19 protein-coding genes are annotated in these 16,660 nt (G+C 69.3%); 13 read left to right on the top strand and 6 right to left on the bottom strand.

Annotated elements, in window-relative coordinates:
- Positions 1-9 precede the first annotated feature (9 nt).
- Both NLX83_RS20715 and lexA read right to left on the bottom strand, forming a co-directional pair.
- The gene (locus NLX83_RS20715) at positions 10-1,302 is read right to left on the bottom strand and encodes a KamA family radical SAM protein (protein WP_254236731.1); all 1,293 of its coding nucleotides are present in this window, start codon (positions 1,300-1,302) and stop codon (positions 10-12) included.
- Between the two features lie 184 nt (positions 1,303-1,486).
- Positions 1,487-2,149, bottom strand: a complete 663-nt coding sequence (gene lexA, locus NLX83_RS20710; protein ID WP_254236954.1) for a transcriptional repressor LexA — start codon at positions 2,147-2,149, stop codon at positions 1,487-1,489.
- Between the two features lie 326 nt (positions 2,150-2,475).
- On the opposite strand from lexA, the gene NLX83_RS20705 reads away from it, so the two are divergent.
- The 6 genes from NLX83_RS20705 (at position 2,476) to NLX83_RS20680 (ending at position 8,637) form a co-directional block, all read left to right on the top strand.
- Positions 2,476-2,946: a LysM peptidoglycan-binding domain-containing protein gene (locus NLX83_RS20705; protein WP_254236730.1), complete on the top strand. Its 471-nt coding sequence runs from the start codon at positions 2,476-2,478 to the stop codon at positions 2,944-2,946.
- 281 nt (positions 2,947-3,227) lie between these two features.
- On the top strand, positions 3,228-3,719 hold the full coding sequence (gene nrdR, locus NLX83_RS20700) for a transcriptional regulator NrdR (protein WP_254236953.1): 492 nt from the start codon (positions 3,228-3,230) through the stop codon (positions 3,717-3,719).
- A gap of 227 nt (positions 3,720-3,946) precedes the next feature.
- Positions 3,947-6,766 carry a vitamin B12-dependent ribonucleotide reductase gene (locus tag NLX83_RS20695; RefSeq protein WP_254236952.1) on the top strand — a complete coding sequence of 940 codons (2,820 nt, stop codon included), beginning with the start codon at positions 3,947-3,949 and terminating at the stop codon, positions 6,764-6,766.
- A gap of 103 nt (positions 6,767-6,869) precedes the next feature.
- Positions 6,870-7,949, top strand: coding sequence for a helix-turn-helix domain-containing protein (locus NLX83_RS20690; protein ID WP_254236729.1), 1,080 nt, complete (start codon positions 6,870-6,872; stop codon positions 7,947-7,949).
- Positions 7,946-8,311 carry a hypothetical protein gene (locus tag NLX83_RS20685; RefSeq protein WP_254236728.1) on the top strand — a complete coding sequence of 122 codons (366 nt, stop codon included), beginning with the start codon at positions 7,946-7,948 and terminating at the stop codon, positions 8,309-8,311. The genes NLX83_RS20690 and NLX83_RS20685 overlap by 4 nt, the downstream gene beginning before the upstream one ends.
- Positions 8,308-8,637 carry a hypothetical protein gene (locus tag NLX83_RS20680; protein WP_254236727.1) on the top strand — a complete coding sequence of 110 codons (330 nt, stop codon included), beginning with the start codon at positions 8,308-8,310 and terminating at the stop codon, positions 8,635-8,637. The genes NLX83_RS20685 and NLX83_RS20680 overlap by 4 nt, the downstream gene beginning before the upstream one ends.
- Here the strand turns inward: NLX83_RS20680 and NLX83_RS20675 are convergent.
- Positions 8,562-9,236: an alpha/beta fold hydrolase gene (locus tag NLX83_RS20675; protein ID WP_254236726.1), complete on the bottom strand. Its 675-nt coding sequence runs from the start codon at positions 9,234-9,236 to the stop codon at positions 8,562-8,564. The two genes, NLX83_RS20680 and NLX83_RS20675, sit on opposite strands and share 76 nt — an antisense overlap.
- 52 nt (positions 9,237-9,288) lie before the next feature.
- On the opposite strand from NLX83_RS20675, the gene NLX83_RS20670 reads away from it, so the two are divergent.
- Entirely contained in the window at positions 9,289-9,708 is a 420-nt protein-coding gene (locus NLX83_RS20670; protein WP_254236725.1) for a MarR family winged helix-turn-helix transcriptional regulator, read from the top strand.
- On the opposite strand, the gene NLX83_RS20665 is transcribed toward NLX83_RS20670, so the two are convergent.
- Positions 9,666-10,487 carry a CPBP family intramembrane glutamic endopeptidase gene (locus NLX83_RS20665; RefSeq protein WP_254236724.1) on the bottom strand — a complete coding sequence of 274 codons (822 nt, stop codon included), beginning with the start codon at positions 10,485-10,487 and terminating at the stop codon, positions 9,666-9,668. The two genes, NLX83_RS20670 and NLX83_RS20665, sit on opposite strands and share 43 nt — an antisense overlap.
- 62 nt (positions 10,488-10,549) lie before the next feature.
- Between NLX83_RS20665 and NLX83_RS20660 the strand changes: the two genes are divergently transcribed.
- Both NLX83_RS20660 and NLX83_RS20655 read left to right on the top strand, forming a co-directional pair.
- A complete protein-coding gene (locus NLX83_RS20660; protein ID WP_254236723.1) occupies positions 10,550-11,179 on the top strand; it encodes a TetR/AcrR family transcriptional regulator in 630 nt (209 codons plus the stop codon).
- A complete protein-coding gene (locus NLX83_RS20655) occupies positions 11,176-12,045 on the top strand; it encodes an ADP-ribosylglycohydrolase family protein (RefSeq protein ID WP_254236722.1) in 870 nt (289 codons plus the stop codon). Before NLX83_RS20660 ends, NLX83_RS20655 begins: the two co-directional genes overlap by 4 nt.
- A 12-nt stretch (positions 12,046-12,057) precedes the next feature.
- Here the strand turns inward: NLX83_RS20655 and NLX83_RS20650 are convergent, their stop codons facing one another.
- Positions 12,058-12,765, bottom strand: a complete 708-nt coding sequence (locus NLX83_RS20650) for a bestrophin-like domain (protein ID WP_254236721.1) — start codon at positions 12,763-12,765, stop codon at positions 12,058-12,060.
- Positions 12,766-12,985: 220 nt separating this feature from the next.
- Here NLX83_RS20650 and NLX83_RS20645 point away from each other — a divergent pair, with 220 nt between their 5' ends.
- Entirely contained in the window at positions 12,986-14,119 is a 1,134-nt protein-coding gene (locus NLX83_RS20645; protein WP_254236720.1) for a DUF6923 family protein, read from the top strand.
- Positions 14,120-14,147: 28 nt separating this feature from the next.
- Positions 14,148-14,648 carry a DUF2165 domain-containing protein gene (locus NLX83_RS20640; RefSeq protein WP_254236719.1) on the top strand — a complete coding sequence of 167 codons (501 nt, stop codon included), beginning with the start codon at positions 14,148-14,150 and terminating at the stop codon, positions 14,646-14,648.
- 141 nt (positions 14,649-14,789) lie between these two features.
- Here NLX83_RS20640 and NLX83_RS20635 read toward each other — a convergent pair whose 3' ends face one another.
- On the bottom strand, positions 14,790-15,320 hold the full coding sequence (locus NLX83_RS20635; protein WP_254236718.1) for a CGNR zinc finger domain-containing protein: 531 nt from the start codon (positions 15,318-15,320) through the stop codon (positions 14,790-14,792).
- A gap of 82 nt (positions 15,321-15,402) precedes the next feature.
- On the opposite strand from NLX83_RS20635, the gene NLX83_RS20630 reads away from it, so the two are divergent.
- Together NLX83_RS20630 and NLX83_RS20625 are read left to right on the top strand one after the other, a co-directional pair.
- On the top strand, positions 15,403-16,035 hold the full coding sequence (locus tag NLX83_RS20630) for a pyridoxine/pyridoxamine 5'-phosphate oxidase (protein WP_254236717.1): 633 nt from the start codon (positions 15,403-15,405) through the stop codon (positions 16,033-16,035).
- Complete coding sequence (locus NLX83_RS20625) at positions 16,026-16,619, top strand: maleylpyruvate isomerase family mycothiol-dependent enzyme (protein ID WP_254236716.1); 594 nt, start codon at positions 16,026-16,028, stop codon at positions 16,617-16,619. Before NLX83_RS20630 ends, NLX83_RS20625 begins: the two co-directional genes overlap by 10 nt.
- The last annotated feature ends 41 nt before the right edge of the window (positions 16,620-16,660 follow it).

Genomic DNA, 16,660 nt, shown 5'->3' with positions numbered 1-16,660 from the left:
TCCGGCCCGCTAGTCCAGGAAGTCCGGCCTGCCGAATGCGGGCTTGAGGTCGTCGAACCACAGCGCCTGGTCGTCGTAGGCGGCGAAGAACGGCCGGTTCACCTTGCTCGGGTCCCGCGCCTGGAGGAAGCGGCAGACGAAGACCTTCTCGCCGCCGACCTCGGCGGTGCCGTCGAGCACCACCTTGCCGGGTGACGCGGACATCACCGGTCCGCGCGCGGTCCGCTCCAGGCCGGAGACCTGGCTGATCGCGTCGCGGTAGATGTCCAGGACCTGGTACAGCGGAAGGGCGAAGTAGTCCCGCGCGCCGGTGTCGCGCTCCACGAACATGTAGTACGGCACGACTCCGACGCGGACCAGCTCACGCCACATCGTGGCCCACGCGTCCGCGTTGTCGTTGACGTGCTTGACGATCGGGGCCTGCGCGCGGATCACCGCACCGGTGCCCTTGATGCGCCGGATCGCCTCCTGCACCGCGTCGGTGCGCAGTTCCTGCGGGTGCGAGAAGTGCGCCATCACCGCGACGTGCTTTCCCATCGCGACAAGGCGTTCGAACAACCGCAGCAGCGCGTCGGCGTCCGGGTCGGTGGTGAAGCGGTACGGCCAGTACGACAGGGCCTTGGTGCCGAAGCGGACGTTGCGGACGTGCTCGAACCCGGGCTCCAGCAGCGGTTCCACGTAGCGCGCCAGCAGCTGGGTCTTCATGATCATCGGGTCGCCGCCGGTGAGCAGCACGTCGGAGACCTCCGGGTGCGCGCGCAGGTAGCCGAACACCCGCTCCGGCCGGTCCACCTGCTGCTTGAGCTCGGAGATGCCGACGAACTGCGCCCACCGGAAGCAGTAACCGCAGTAGGAGTGGCAGGTCTGCCCGTTGGCCGGGAAGACCAGTGCGGTCTCCCGGTACTTGTGCTGGACGCCGGAGAGCTGTCCCTCGTCGTCACCGGGGACGTTCTTCTCCATCTGGTCGCCGGGGTGCGGGTTGAGCTCCTTGCGCAGCGGTTCCACGGCCGCGCGCAGCTCGGTCCGGTTGGCTCCTGCGTCCAGCATCGCCGCGACGTGCTGGTACATCGAGTCCGGCAGCATGTCCCGGTGCGGGAAGGTGAGCCGGAAGATCGGGTCGTCGGGCGCGGCCGACCAGTCGATCAACTCGTCCAGGACGTAGTTGTTCACTTTGAACGGCAGCACGGTACTGACCACCGCGATGTCGCGGCGCAGCTCGGGCGCGAGCCTGCTCACCTGGGGGAGGTCGGCGAGCTTCGACCCCGGAGTGGACGTCATACGTTGCTCTGGTTGGGTGATCATCGCCTCCGAATGTACGTGCGGCCGCTCCAGCCGGACTACCGCCGATCGCAGGGCTCGCGCACCCGCCGAACGTGTGTCCCGGCCACGCGTTCGCCGTAGGCCGAAGGGACCTGGGTCCGGACAGGGTTGTACCCGCCCCGGAGCTGGGAGGGAGTCCCCGGGGCGGGTGCGTTGAGGGCCCTGGCTACAGGCGGCGCAGCACCGCCACGACGCGGCCGAGCACCGCCGCCTCGTCGCCGAGGATCGGCTCGTAGGCGGGGTTGTGCGGCAGCAGCCAGACGTGGCCGTCGCGCCGCTTGAAGGTTTTCACGGTGGCCTCGCCGTCGATCATCGCCGCGACCACGTCGCCGTTCTCGGCGGTGGGCTGCTGGCGCACGACCACCCAGTCCCCGTCGGTGATCGCCGCGTCGACCATGGAGTCGCCGACCACCTTCAGCAGGAACAGCGAGCCCTCGCCGACCAGTTCCTTGGGCAGCGGGAAGACGTCCTCGACGGCCTGCTCGGCCAGGATCGGCCCACCGGCGGCGATCCGGCCGACGACCGGCACGTAGGCGGGCTGCGGGCGGTCGGCGGCCTGCTCGGCCTGGGCGTCCGGCTCGGGGGAGCGCACGCCGTAGGCCCTCGGCCGGTTCGGGTCGCGGCGCAGGTGGCCCTTGCGCTCCAGGGCCCGCAGCTGGTGGGCGACGGAGGAGGTGGAGGTCAGGCCGACCGCCTCGCCGATCTCGCGGACGCTGGGCGGGTAGCCGTAGCGCTCCACCCAGTCCCGGATCACCTCCAGCACCCGGCGCTGCCGGGGCGTGAGGGCGGTGTCGTCGGCGGCCTCGCCGCCTGCCCCGTCGGCGACCAGCTGGTCGCCGCGGTCGGGGAAGACGCGGACCTCGGCCCGCGCTCCGAGTTCGCCGGTCGCGCCGGACGAGCCGGCCTGGTCGCCGGTTCCCTCGCGTGTCACCGTCCTCGCCCTCCCTGGTCGCTGGTGTGCGTCACCCGGTGAACGCTAGCCGTCACCGCGCGAGAGATCAAACAGGTGTTCGAACGCCACGCCATCGGGTCGCCTCTGCGGTTCCGCTCGATTTCCGCGGCCCCGGGTGGTAGACATTCGCACAGCAGTTCGATCGAACGCCTGTTCGATCTTACTGCACGACCGAGGCGAACGGTAGGACGAGGAGGCGTGTCATGGCGATCCTGACGCGTACCGAGGCGGAAATCCGGCCCGAGGACGAGCAGCGCGCTCGCCGGGTGGTCGTCGAGCTTCACCGGCGTCCCCTTCGCGGGCATCCAGGGCGCGGCACGGTGATCGTGCCGGCGCCCGCCCACGCCGTCATCGCCTGCCGGGTGCGCAGGCGGAGCGCGGCGGCGCGGGTGCGCGGGGTGGTGGGCGCCCTGGTGCTCACGGCGGTCGCGGTGGTCGCGCTCGGGCTGCTGGCCCAGCTGCGCGGCGTGGGAGACGGGCCCGACCTGCCCGAGGCGGTCTCCGTGGTGGAGGTCGACCCGGGCGAGTCGTTGTGGCAGCTGGCGCGCCGTGTCGCGCCGGACTCGCCATCGGGTGCGGTGATCGATCGCATCGTCGAGCTCAACGAGTTGGCCGACCACGTGGTCTACCCGGGGCAGCCCCTACGCGTACCGGACGGCCGGGCCCGGCAGTAGCACGCCGCCACGCCCGGGACCTCCTCCTGCCGGGCGACGAAGACTCCCATTTAGAGTGACTTTCACGCCCGTGCTCTGGCCAGGCGAGTTGCATCTCGCTGACGCGGTGCATAGGTTCTACCCCAACATCTAGTGGTTGCGTCGGTGTCGCCAGTCCACAGGTTGGGTTCACGCGGTTTTCACAGTGTGTCGTTTCCGGCACGCTCGGTCAGCCGTGCCCGCACCCCGGACACCCGCCGCGCGGCCGCCGAACCAGCGGCATGAGGGAAGGGGTGAGCCGGGTGCGTTGCCCGTTCTGCCGACACTCCGACTCCCGGGTCGTCGACTCGCGTGAGGTCGATGAAGGCCAGGTGATCCGGCGCAGGCGGTCCTGCACCGAGTGCAGCCGCAGGTTCACCACGGTCGAGGAGGCCATCCTCGCCGTGGTCAAGCGCTCCGGCGTGACCGAGCCGTTCAGCCGGGAGAAGGTCGTGACCGGCGTGCGCAGGGCCTGCCAGGGCCGTCCGGTCGACGAGGACGCGTTCCAGCAGCTGGCCCAGCGGGTGGAGGAGGCGATCCGCTCCACCGGCGCGGCCGAGGTGCCCAGTCATGAGGTGGGGCTGGCGATCCTCGGCCCCCTCCGGGAGCTGGACGAGGTCGCCTACCTGCGCTTCGCCAGTGTGTACCGGTCCTTCAGCTCGGTGGAGGACTTCGAGAAGGAGATCGCGGACCTGCGGCAGGCAGGCTCCGAAGACGGCACAGCAGGCACAGCAGCGGAGGCGACCAGCGGATGAGCGCGGGGTCAGAAGACGACAGGCCGCGGCGCAAGCGCGGCACCGCGACCGCTGCCCCCGCCGCCGGGAAACGGCGTGGCGGGAAGCAGAAGGGCGGCGCCGACAACAGCGGGGCCGCCGCGACGCCGAGGACGGCGTCCAACAAGCAGCAGGCACGACCGGACCGGACGGGGAGCTCGGACGAGGTCGCGCAGGCACAGGTGGAGCAGCAGGAGAGAGGGAAGGTCATGACGGAGACCGTCGGCGCTGGCGGGACAACGGCGGCGTCAGGGGGCAGGGGTGGCGGACTGCGCGTGCAGCGCGTCTACACCACCGAGGGAGTGCACCCCTACGACTCGGTCAAGTGGGAACGCCGCGATGTGGTGATGACCAACTGGCGTGACGGCACGGTGAACTTCGAGCAGCGTGGCGTCGAGTTCCCCGAGAGCTGGTCGGTCAACGCGGTCAACATCGTGACCAGCAAGTACTTCCGCGGCGCCGTGGGGTCGGAGAAGCGCGAGCACAGCCTGCGCCAGCTCATCGACCGCGTGGTGCTGACCTACGTGAAGGCGGGTGTCGACCACGGGTACTTCGCGGGCGCCGCCGACGCGGAGGTCTTCGAGCACGAGCTCACCTGGATGCTGCTCCACCAGGTGTTCAGCTTCAACTCCCCGGTCTGGTTCAACGTCGGCACGCCCTCCCCGCAGCAGGTCTCCGCCTGCTTCATCCTGGCCGTCGACGACACCATGGAGTCGATCCTCAACTGGTACAAGGAAGAGGGTCTGATCTTCAAGGGCGGCTCCGGCGCCGGCGTCAACCTCTCCCGCATCCGCTCCTCGCACGAGCTGCTCTCCTCCGGCGGCAACGCCTCCGGCCCCGTCTCCTTCATGCGCGGCGCGGACGCCTCCGCGGGCACCATCAAGTCCGGTGGCGCCACCCGCCGCGCCGCCAAGATGGTCATCCTCGACGTCGACCACCCCGACGTGGAGGAGTTCATCGAGACCAAGGCGCGCGAGGAGGAGAAGATCCGCATCCTCCGCGACGGCGGCTTCGACATGGACCTCGGCGGCAAGGACATCACCAGCGTCCAGTACCAGAACGCCAACAACTCCATCCGCGTCTCCGACGAGTTCATGCGCGCGGTGGAGGACGGCAACTCCTTCGGGCTGCGCTCGCGCACCGACGGCGAGGTGGTGTCCACCACCGACGCCAAGGGCCTGTTCCGCAAGCTGGCCAAGGCCGCGTGGGAGTGCGCCGACCCGGGCATCCAGTACGACGACACGATCAACGCCTGGCACACCTGCCCCGAGTCGGGCCGGATCACCGCGTCGAACCCGTGCAGCGAGTACATGCACCTGGACAACTCCAGCTGCAACCTCGCCTCGCTGAACCTGATGAAGTTCCTGCTCCCCGACGGCACCTTCGACGCGGAGACCTTCGCCAAGGCCGTCGAGGTCGTCATCACCGCGATGGACATCTCGATCTGCTTCGCCGACTTCCCGACGGAGCCGATCGCCGACACCACGCGCAGGTTCCGCCAGCTGGGCATCGGCTACGCCAACCTCGGCGCGCTGCTGATGGCCACCGGCCACGCCTACGACTCCGACGGCGGCCGGACGCTCGCGGCGGCGATCACCTCGCTGATGACCGGCACGGCGTACAAGCGCTCCGCCGAGCTGGCCGGGGTGGTCGGCCCGTACGAGGGCTTCGCCCGCAACGCCGACCCGCACCGCCGGGTCATGCGCCAGCACGCCGCGGCCAACGACCTGGTGCGCACGCTGCACAAGAACGACTCCACCGTGCACAAGCTGGCCACCATCGCCTGGCAGGACTGCCTGGAGATCGGCGCCCGCAACGGCTGGCGCAACGCGCAGGCCAGCGTGCTCGCGCCCACCGGGACCATCGGCCTGATGATGGACTGCGACACCACCGGCATCGAGCCGGACCTGGCGCTGGTCAAGTTCAAGAAGCTGGTCGGCGGCGGCTCCATGCAGATCGTCAACCAGACCGTGCCCGGCGCGCTGAAGTCCCTCGGCTACCAGGCCGAGCAGGTCGAGGCGATCGTCGAGTACATCGCCGAGCACGGCCACGTCGTCGACGCGCCGAGCCTGAAGCCCGAGCACTACGAGGTCTTCGACTGCGCGATGGGCGACCGCTCGATCGCGCCGATCGGGCACGTGCGGATGATGGCCGCGGTGCAGCCGTTCATCTCCGGCGCGATCTCCAAGACCGTCAACATGCCGGAGTCGGCGACGGTCGAGGAGGTCGAGCGGATCTACTTCGAGGGCTGGAAGCTCGGCCTCAAGGCGCTGGCGATCTACCGCGACAACTGCAAGGTCGGCCAGCCGCTGTCGGCGGGCAAGTCCGCGCGCGCCGCCGGGGAGACCCAGCCCGAGACGATCATCGAGTACCGCCCGGTGCGCAAGCGCCTGCCGAAGAAGCGCCCCAGCCAGACCGTGTCCTTCACGGTCGGCGGCGCCGAGGGCTACCTGACCGCGGGGTCCTTCCCCGACGACGGCCTCGGCGAGATCTTCGTCAAGCTCGGCAAGCAGGGCTCGACCCTGTCCGGCGTGATGGACGCGTTCTCGATGTCGATCTCGGTGGGCCTGCAGTACGGCATCCCGCTGGAGTTCTACGTCTCGAAGTTCATGAACCAGCGCTTCGAGCCCGCGGGCATGACCGACGACCCGGACCTGCGGATCGCCACCAGCGTGCTGGACTACCTGTTCCGCAGGCTCGCCCTGGACCACCTGCCGCTGGACAAGCGCTCCGAGCTCGGCATCTTCACCGCCGAGGAGCGCGCCGCCCAGGTCGAGCAGGGCTACGGCTCCGATGTGGACCTGACCAGCCTGCGGACCACCGTCGACGCCACCCCGCAGCCCGCGCCGCAGGTGGAGAAGGCCAAGTCCGAGCCCGCTGGCAAGGTCGGCAGCTCCATGGAGATGCTGGAACTGCGCCAGGGCAAGGCCGCAGACGCGCCGCTGTGCTTCACCTGCGGCACCAAGATGCGGCCCGCCGGGTCCTGCTACGTCTGCGAGGGCTGCGGCTCCACCTCCGGCTGCAGCTGACGTTTTCCCAGCACAGGGCGGGAGTCGACGCGAGTCGGCTCCCGCCCTCTTGGGCTGGCTCGACGTAGCGCCCGGTCCGTGCGAAAATCGCACGATGGAGTCGGTGGGGTGGTCTGAGATCGGCGGGCGGGTGCGCGAGTGTCGCCTCGCGGCCGGTCTGTCCCAGGAGGGACTCGCCGGGAAGATCGGTCTCGAACGCACGAAGCTGGCGAAGATCGAATCCGGGGACCGCAGGGTCGACGCGATGGAACTGGCCAGGCTGTCCTCAGCGCTGGGCGTTCCCATGAGTCATTTCTTGCGGCGATGGCCTCCGGTGCTGTCCAGGCGCGCGCAACTGGTCGACGACACCGACACCGAGGCGGCTCGGCAGTCCTATCGGCTCGACGCCAGCCTCCTCACCTGGCTCCACGATGTTCGTCAGCTGGTCAAGCTGGAGGTGCTGCCGCTCCAGCCGCTGCTGATCTACCCGGAACCAGTGCACAACGCGCATGACGCACGCGTGGCCGCACGCTGGGTTCGCGATCATCTCGATCTTCGGAACGAGCCGATCGAGACGCTGATGTCGGTGTGCGCGCAGGCAGGGCAGTTCGTCCTCGTCACGGACCTGCCCGGTGAAGGTGCATCGGTCGTCGACGAGGACGTCGCGGTGGCCGTTGTCAGCAGACAGCCCGATCCAGGGCGGAGACGGACCACCGCGGCGCACGAACTCGGTCACCTCGTGCTCGGCGACGAGTACTCGAGTGATCTGGGGGTCTCGGCGTCGCGAGCGGATCGGGAAAGCGTTGTGGACGCCTTCGCCGCGGAATTGCTGCTGCCGGAGGAAGTGGTGGCGAAGCACGTGGTGGGTGCCGATCGACGGTCCGAGCTGACCAGACTCGCCGCCGTCTTCCGAACGTCGTGGTCGCTGGCGGTGCGGCAAGCGGCGTTCGCGGGTGTGATCGAGGTCGGCCAGGTGGCCAAGTGGTGTTCCGTCGCGCCTACGCGCGCCGAACTCCGCGAAGCCGTCGGGTGGGCGCCGCAGGCCGACCTGTCCTCGGTACGCGTTCCACCGAGCTATGCCCATGCCGTCATGGTGGCCTGGCATGAGGACTACATCACGACCGCCCGAGCCGTTGAGCTGATGCACGGGCAGATCGTGGCGGACGACCTCCCGATCAAGCCGGACGTGGACTTCGAGCCGTGAGTGACGATTCAACGCCACCGCCCTCCGCGCTGGTCCTGGATGCCATGTGCCTCAACCACTTCGCGCGCATCGATCGGATCGGTGCGGGTGATCGAAACCAGGGTGAGGCCAGCGTGTTCGCGGCGGCCGAACTGCTGAAGGGAATGGCGGTCACCGACGACCAGGCCGCCACGCGAGTCGCGCGGAAGTACGGGTTGGAAGTTCACGGCACGGTGTGGCTGCTCGCCAGGGCTTGCCGGAACGGCAAGCAAACGGTGGTGGGCGCGGGAAGCCTGGTGGACGCGCTTCGTGACACCGGAATGCGTCTGCCGATGACCGGAGCGGAGTTCGGCACCTGGATCGCCGAGCGGGGATTGATGTGATCTTCGAGCCGAGCCCGGAGCCTGACCGGCTACCGTTGCGAGTGCTGGCGGTGTGCGAGACCGGCGGCTGGTCCATCTCCATCCCAGGGGTGCCCGTGGCTGTTGACGGCGAGTCGTTCGGCGAGGCGGTCGCGGAGATGATCGATGCCCTGCGGGAGTACGCGGACGACTGGAAACAGCGTCTGCTGCATGCGCCGAACCATCGTGGCAACGCCGAACTTGTCCGATTGATCAGCCTCAGTGATGACGATCAACTGCGTGGTTGGCTCGTCAAGTCCAACAAGCAAACTGCCAGGCGGTCGGGCATGGACAAGAACGGGGAATGACCGCTGGGCAGGCTGTAGACCTGTGAGCAGGGCAGGGCGGCGTGCATGCGGCGCTGGGTGGTGATGCCGAGCGCGCGGTCGTTGAGGCACTCGATGTACACGCGGGGGACGCGGCCGAAATTCTGGTCTGTCAGAAGGACTTCGGGGCCGCCGAGCGGGATCACGGGTTCGGGGACGAGGTGGGCTGACGCCCATGAGGCGACCTCGGGAGAGCAGTCCTCGAAGAGCACCTTCTCGGGCTCGGACACGGTGAGTTGATCGTTGTCCAGCACGAGGTGGTCGCGCAGGACGGACTCGGTGTCGTCGCGCATGACGTCGGGTGGGAGAACGCCGTTGGGGAGCAAGAACGCGGCGATGTAGACGAGTGTGCGCACGTGCTGAGGGGCGAGCTCAGCGACAGCGGAGATCTGCATGCCGGAAGAGCTGTGACCGACGAGGATCACGGGTTCGGGTTGGGCCACAACGAGATCGCGGATCTCCTCGACGGTGGCGCGGTCGGGGGTGAGGATGGTGTGGCCCGCGCGGCGGAGCGCGGTGGCGGTCAGGTCCCAGCACCATGCTCCGTGCCAGTGGGCGTTGACGAGGACATATATGTGCATATTGCACACACTATCCGTGTGATTTGCACGGAACAAGTGGCAGGATGTGGGCGTGGCGGTGAAACGAGGTGGGCCGGAGCTGTTCCGGCTGGTGCGGTTCTGGTCGCGCAGGTGGGCCGGGGAGGTGGCCGGGCATACGGACGAGAGGGTGTATGTCCAGGTGGTGGAGGCGGTCAGCTTGACCGGGGACACCGCCGGGGTCGCGCACCAGCTCGGGGTGGACCGGTCGGTGGCCAGCCGCATGATCACCGAGGCGGTGGCCGCCGGGTATGTGGCGCGGGAAGCCTCGGCGGTCGACGCGCGTCGGGTCACGGTGCGGCTGACCGACGCGGGGGCGGAGTTGCTGGACGCCTCGCACAGGTGGCAGCAGGAGCGGTTCGACAGCCTGGTCGCGCACTGGGAACCGGCTGATCGCAAGAGGTTCGCGGACTATCTGCACAGGCTGGCGGCCGAAGTGGTCGACGAGCGGTAGCGCGTGATGAGCTTGAAGGTCGCGACGGTGAGCACGAGGTAGGCCGGGACGGCGAGCAGTGCCTCGGGAGCGACGATCTCGACGGGTGCGCCATCCGCGCGGCCGAGGACGATCCTGTTGACGGACAAGAAGGTCAGGTGCAGGGCGATGTTCGTCCACAGCGAGCCGGTCGCGGTCCTGGCGACGAGCAGCGTGTAGCCGAACAGGGCGAGCAGCAGCAGGTACGAGACGGGTTCCTCGCCAGCCGGGGCGATTGACGGCGGGGGCGAATCTCCGCCCAACAGAGCCGAAATCCCTGAAGCGACCACTGTGGACAGACCAGGCGCGACCATGAACAGCGCGGTGGTGAGCGCCATCGCCCAGCCCTGCTTGTGGTGCTCGCGCAGGTTCTGGAAGACGTAGCCGCGGAACGCCAGCTCCTCCGGCAGTGCCTCCAGTGCGAAGGCGATCACCGCGTTGGTGCCGAGAAAACCCAGCAGCGCCAACAGGTCCACGGGACCCCAACGCAGCCAGCCGAGCGCGGTCGCGGTGCCGACCGTGATCGTCGCCGAGCTCGCGGTGACGAGGAAGCCGAGGCTGAAGGACCGCGCAGACCAGCGAATGTCCAAATCGGACAGCGGTCGGCGGTCCACCTGCCTGCACAGCACGATGATCAGTGGGACCGCGATGCCACCGCACAGCAGGGCGGTGACCAGGTGGCCAGTGCCGCTACCGCCCGCCACACCTAGGGCGATCGCGAAGGCCGCGGTGCCCAGAAGTGCCCGGAAGTACGGATGCATGGTGTCCCCCCTCGATTTCGTACGACTGTACAGAAAAAATCCGGGATGGCTAGAGTGGGGGTGTGCCGAAGATCGTCGACCACGACCAGCGCAGGCGGGAGCTGGCCAGAGCCGTGTGGAGCGTGGTCCGCCGGGAAGGGCTGGGCGCCGCGTCGGTGCGCGCCGTGGCCAGGGAGGCGGGCTGGTCGCCGAGTTCGGTGCAGTACTACTTCGCCACCCAGGACGAGCTGCTGACCTTCGCCATGCGGATGACCGTCGACGGAGCGGAGGAACGGCTGCGGAACGAGGAGGGGATGCCGGAAGATCCGCGAGCGCTGGTGTTCGCGCTGGTGGAGCGGTTGCTACCGGTGGACTCCGATGCGCGGGTCGCCGCGGAGCTGTGGGTGGCTTTCCTGTCTCGGGTGCTGGTCGACGCCGAAGCGCGGGCGTTCAACACCGCGACTGCGAGTGACACCTCGGAACTGTTCGCTGGGCTGGTCGGGGGATTGCGCGACGCGGGGATGACGTCCGCACAGATCGATGTCGATTTGGAGACGGACCGGCTGCACGCGCTCTTCGACGGGCTGTCGGTGCAGGTCGCGACGGAGCCGGAGCGGATGACGCCGGAGCGGGCGCGCGCGGTCGTCGTCGCTCACATCGACTCGGTGTTGCTGCCGGAACACCGCGGGACCTGGCATGATCCGCCGCGATGACTTCTACCTCCGACACAGGGAAACGCACTTCCGACTCACTTGACGGGCTCTCCGTCGGCGACGCGCTCGGCGCCCAGTTCTTCGTCCCCGGCTCCTCGGTGCCGGACCTCCTCGCCGGAAAGACCCCACCGCCCCCGTGGCCGTGGACCGACGACACCGAGATGGCGTGCACTCTGGCCGCCGAACTCCGAGATCATGGCTCTGTACAACAGGATCGGCTGGCGATGGCGTTCGCCGAGCGCTGCGAGCCCTATCGCGGCTACGGTCCCGGCGCGGTGGTGATCCTGCGCCGCATCCGCGAGGGCGAGCCCTGGCGCGCGGTCGCCGGGGAAGCCTTCGGCGGCCAGGGGTCGTGCGGCAACGGGGCGGCGATGCGGGTCGCTCCGCTGGGCGCGTACTTCGCTGACGACCCGGCGCGCGCCGCACGGGAGGCGGCGCTGTCCGCCGAGGTCACGCACCTGCACCCGGAGGGGATCGCCGGAGCTGTCGCGATCGCCCTCGCCGCGGCGCACGCGGCCGACCCCCGGACGACCGCGCGCGACCTGCTCGCCGCGGTCCTGGACCAGACGGCTGAAGGGCAAGTGAGACAGGGAATTGCCAAAGCCGCCGGGTTGCTCGGTTGCTCTACGGCCGAGGCGGCGTACCAACTCGGTAACGGGTCCAGGGTGACCGCGCAGGACACGGTTCCCTTCACCCTGTGGGTGGCCGCGACCCACCTGGACGACTACGCCGCCGCGATCACCGCGTGCGTCGAGGCGGGCGGCGACGTCGATACGACGGGGGCCATCGTCGGTGGGGTGGTGGCCACGCGGTCGGTGGTGCCGGAGGGCTGGCTGACCGCGCGGGAACCGCTTCCCGGCTGGTAGGCGAGCTATTTCCTAGAGGAGTCGTTCGGCGGCGGCGCGAAATGCGTCCGGGTTGACATGAGCACCGCCGCTGTACGGATTCTCCATCTGTGAGATAGCGAAGAGCAGCAGCGTGATGGTCGCGGTCAGGGCCACCACGATAATGACGTGCGGGACCAGGTTGGGGCCGCCGAACAGATACGGGAATGAAACCGACATAATGCCGCCGATGATCAGCGCGAACCACACCACGCTGTTCACGCCCTTGCCTGCCGCGTCCACCCGGGACTGGCGGGACTGGTAGACCTGCCACAGCTGGTTGGCCGCCTCGGCCTGCCTGCTCTCCTGCCAGTCGCCCTCGGGCTTCGCCTCGGCGATGACGGTCTTGAGCCGTTCCAGGGTCTGCGCGCCGGTGGCCGCGATCGGCTCGGACTCGCGCATCCGGGGCCACTCCTCGTTGATCACCGAGGCGGCATACGTCCTGACCAGCTCTTTGACCTGGTCTTTCGTCGGCTCCGGGAGCGAACTGCCCGCCCAGTGCACCGCGACGAGGGCGTTGGCCTCCTGGGCGGAGTCGGTGCGCGCCTTGGCGGAGGCGTCGAACAGGGAGATCAGCACGAAGGCGGTCAGCACCGCGTGCAGGCCGCCGACCACGGCGAACACGCTGCCCGCCGAGGAGTTGTTCCGCTCGTCGTCCCAGCCGAACTTCGTCTGCAGCACCACCGCGATGGTGGCCGCCACGGCCGAAGCACCCAGGACCCAAAGTAACCCAATGGTGTAGATATTCAATTCGGCCCCTTTCTGGGGCAGAATTACATCACGGTGGGCTTGGGCCGTACAGTCGCTGAACAGATGGGACAGAAGGCGTCCGCGCCGGGTGAAAACACGGTGCGATACCGGAAGTGGTGCTCGAATGTCGTATTCCGTTGCTCCATTACGGTGGCGGGGTCGAATCGTTGTCGTGTGCGGAACGGCCCTGGTGCTGGTCGCTGTCGTCCCGCTGCCGGACGGCGAGGCCGCCCCGCCGGTCTGCACCGCCTACCAAGTGCGGACGACGGGGCACGGGTCCCTGTCCACGCTGCTCCGGGTCCAGTCACCCTCGTGGAACCCGGTTTCCCAGCGGCAGCTGGACTTCGCGGTGAACGCGATCGGCTTCGCGCGCTCCCAGGGACTGACCTACGGCATCGCCTCGCGGGACCGGAGCGGGCCGTTCCGGCACATCGCGCACGTGGTCACCATCGACAACCAGGGGCGGGTCACCGACCTCGGCCCGGTGCGCAAGACCGGCCCGGTTCGCTTGCCGCACAGCGGTTTCCTCGACGCCTACGCGGGCGCGGCCTCCGGGAACCGGCTCTACCTGCGCGATGACTCCACGCTGTACGCGCTGGACATCAACCCGTCGAGCCCGACCTTCCTCGGGGTGCTGAGCGCGGTCCGGATGCGGCCGAGCTGGCCCGTCGAGGGCGTCGACGACTTCGCGGTCAACGAAGCGGACGGGCAGCTCTACGGGGTGTCCTCCAGCGGACCGCTGCACGGAATCCTGGTGCGCATCAACCCTTCCACCGGTGCCGTCACCAAACTCCCCACGCACCCCGAGCTGCCGGGCTGGTCCTCCTACGGCGCCGTGGTGATCGACTCCGCGCGGAACATGTACGCGCTCAACAACAACTCGCACGGGGCCAGCCGCGTCTTCCACATCTCGCTCGACGGCTCGGGCGCGACGCGGGAGGTCGCGCAGGGGCCCCGGGTGGTGGCCGCCGACGGCGCGGGATGCCTTGCGGCGCCGCCTTCTCCGCCTCCGCCCCCACCGCCGCCGAAGCCCACTCCGACGACGCCCCGGCCCACTCCGACGACGACCACCACCGCCCCGCCGACGACGACTCCTCCGGTCACGACGGAGCCGCCACCCACCACGGCGCCGCCGCCCGCCCCGCCGCCGAAGCCGAAGTCCAAGCCGCTGCCCGTGTCCGACCTCAAGAAGAAGGAGGTCGCGCAGACCTCGCTGACACCCGCCCGGAAGTGGACCATGGCCACGGTCATCATGGTGATGATGGGAGCGGGAACGGCCGCGGCGGCGTACCGTAACCGCCGGTGATGTTGCCGATGCCAAGGGGGACAACGACATGAACGTGATCGGCAGGTTCGGTACCGCGCGCGTCGCACTGGCCGCGCTGACCGGTGTCACGGCGCTGTACTTCGTGCTGATCGTCCTTGGCAACGTGACCGACTACGGCACGAACGAGCAGTTCGTCGTGCACGTGCTGGCGATGGACACCACGTTCAACGATCCCGACGTGATGTGGCGGGCGATCACCAGTCCCGCCGTCGTCACGATCGCCTACGTGCTGATCATCGTGTGGGAGGCGGTGACCGCGGCGGTGCTGGTCGCCGCGTTCGTCGCGTGGCTGCGGCGGGGTCGCGAGGAGACCGCGCGGCGGCTGGCCGTCGTGGGCTGGGTGATGGCCGTGCTGCTGTTCGGCGGCGGGTTCATCGCGATCGGCGGCGAGTGGTTCCAGATGTGGCAGTCCTCGAAGTGGAACGGCGTGGAGGCGGCCTTCCGCAACGTCGTGATCGCCTCGATCGGCCTCGTCATCGCGCTCGGCGGTGCACGCACGCGGGACTAGCGGGGTTCTGGCGTCTTCAAGTACCGCCAACCCCCGCCCCAGCGGTCGTTAACCGCGTCCAACCCCCGGAGGGTTGGGGGCGGTTTGAGACGGTTTTGGGTGGGGTTGGGGGTACTTGAAGACCGTCCTACGGGCGCGGGGTCAGCGATGGGTTTTGTAGTACTTGCTGACGCGCGCGCGGTTGCCGCATGAGGGTTTGCACCATGCCTGGCGCGGGTGCTGCTTGACGAAGTAGAGCACGCAGCGCGGGGCCGGACATGCTTGTAGGCGCTCGCGTTCTGGGCCGGTCAGGAACTGGATCGCTGCCTGCGCGAGCGTTGCGAGCACGGTGGTGGTCACGTCGGTTGGCTCCATGCGGTCGATCAGGGACGGCATGCCGTTTGCGGGCCAAGTGAGCTGCGTCAGCCGAGGGCGCGCCGCCGCGTTCAGCGTTGCCACGGCCTCCTGCGGGTCCATGAGCCGGTTCGCGTCGGCCTTGCTCGGCGGATCGGGGCGGACCGCCAGGGCGAACAGCGAGCGGATCGCGCGGCGCAGCTCGACGATCCGGGGCAGCGAGTCGTCCGGCACCTGAGCGCCGAAGCGTTCCGCCACCCACTCGGTCGAGAGTGCGTCGGCCACGCCTCCGTGCCCGTCGTGCCGGATGGTGCTCACGAAGTCCAGGAGCTGGTCCACGACCGCAGTCTAATGGTTTTTCGGCTTGCAACCATGTAGCTTGCCTAATGGGAATACCGATAGAAGCCATTAGGGAGTTGCCGTGCTCGGACTGCCGTCCCTGGTCGGACCGCTGCCGTCCTTCGATCCCGCGGTCGCGCCACCCGCGCCCGCGCCCCTGTTCGCCGACTGGCTGACGGAGGCCGTCGAGGCCGGTGTGCGGGAGCCGCACGCCGCCACTTTGTCCACTGTGGACGAACATGGGTGGCCGTCGGCGCGGGTGCTGATCCTCAAGGACCTCAAGGGAGACGGCTGGCAGTTCGCCTCCTCCCGGGCGGGGCGCAAAGGCCGGGAGCTGGCCGCGAACCCTTGGGCGGCGCTGACCTTCTACTGGTCGTCGCTGGGTAGGCAGGTGCGCGTGCGCGGCGCGGTGAGCGCGGCCGACACCGACCTCAGCGCGGCCGATTTCCTCGGCAGGAGCCCAAGCGCCCGCGCGGTCGCCCTGCTCGGCATGCAGGGGCAGCGCCTGGCGGACGCGGAGCAGGTCGGACCCGCCGTGGACCACGCCCGTGCGCGGATCGACGCCGATCCGGGGCTGGTGTTCCCGGACTGGACGCTCTACACGCTGCACGCCGACGAAGTCGAGTTCTGGCAAGGAGATCCCGACCGGCGGCACACCAGGCTGAGCTACCGGCTCGGCGACGACGGATGGACGAAGGAGCTGCTGTGGCCGTGATCGAACGACTGGCCGAGATCCACAACGGACACCGCCGACTTCTGTCCCTTGTGGACGGATCGGAGCTGGCGGAGCCGTCCGCGCTGCCCGGCTGGTCGCGGCTGCACGTGGTGGTGCACCTGGCGAACCTGGCCGCCGCGTTCACCAGGCAGGCCGAATACGCGCTGGCCGGCCGCACGATCGAGGTCTACGACGGCGGAGCCACCGGACGCGCGGCCGCGATCGAAGCCGGAGCCACCCGCCCTGCCGAGGAAGCCGTGCGCGGGCTCGTCGCGGCGACCGAGGAACTGGAGCGGGTGTGGGGCACGGTCGGCGAGGCGGACTGGGCGCGGCCGGTGAGCTACCGGCAGGGCGACCTGGCCGGGACCGTGCTGGCGTACTGGCGCGAGCTGGAGGTGCACACCGCCGACCTCGACCTGGGCTACCGCACCGCGGACTGGCCGGAGCACCTGTGCTCGCACCTACAGGTGTTCCTGGCCGGGCGCCTGCCCGAGGGCGTGGAGCTGACCGGCTCGGTCCAGGAACGTGCCGCACAACTCGCCGGTCGGGCGCCGTGTCCGGTGGATCTTGGACCATGGCCGTGAGCCGGATGGGTGCCGAGTGGGCCGCCCGGGGCCGAAATCAC

It is taken from the genome of Allokutzneria sp. A3M-2-11 16 (genome assembly GCF_024213555.1).
GTDB lineage: Bacteria > Actinomycetota > Actinomycetes > Mycobacteriales > Pseudonocardiaceae > Allokutzneria.
This window is presented reverse-complemented; position numbering and strand designations above follow the sequence as displayed.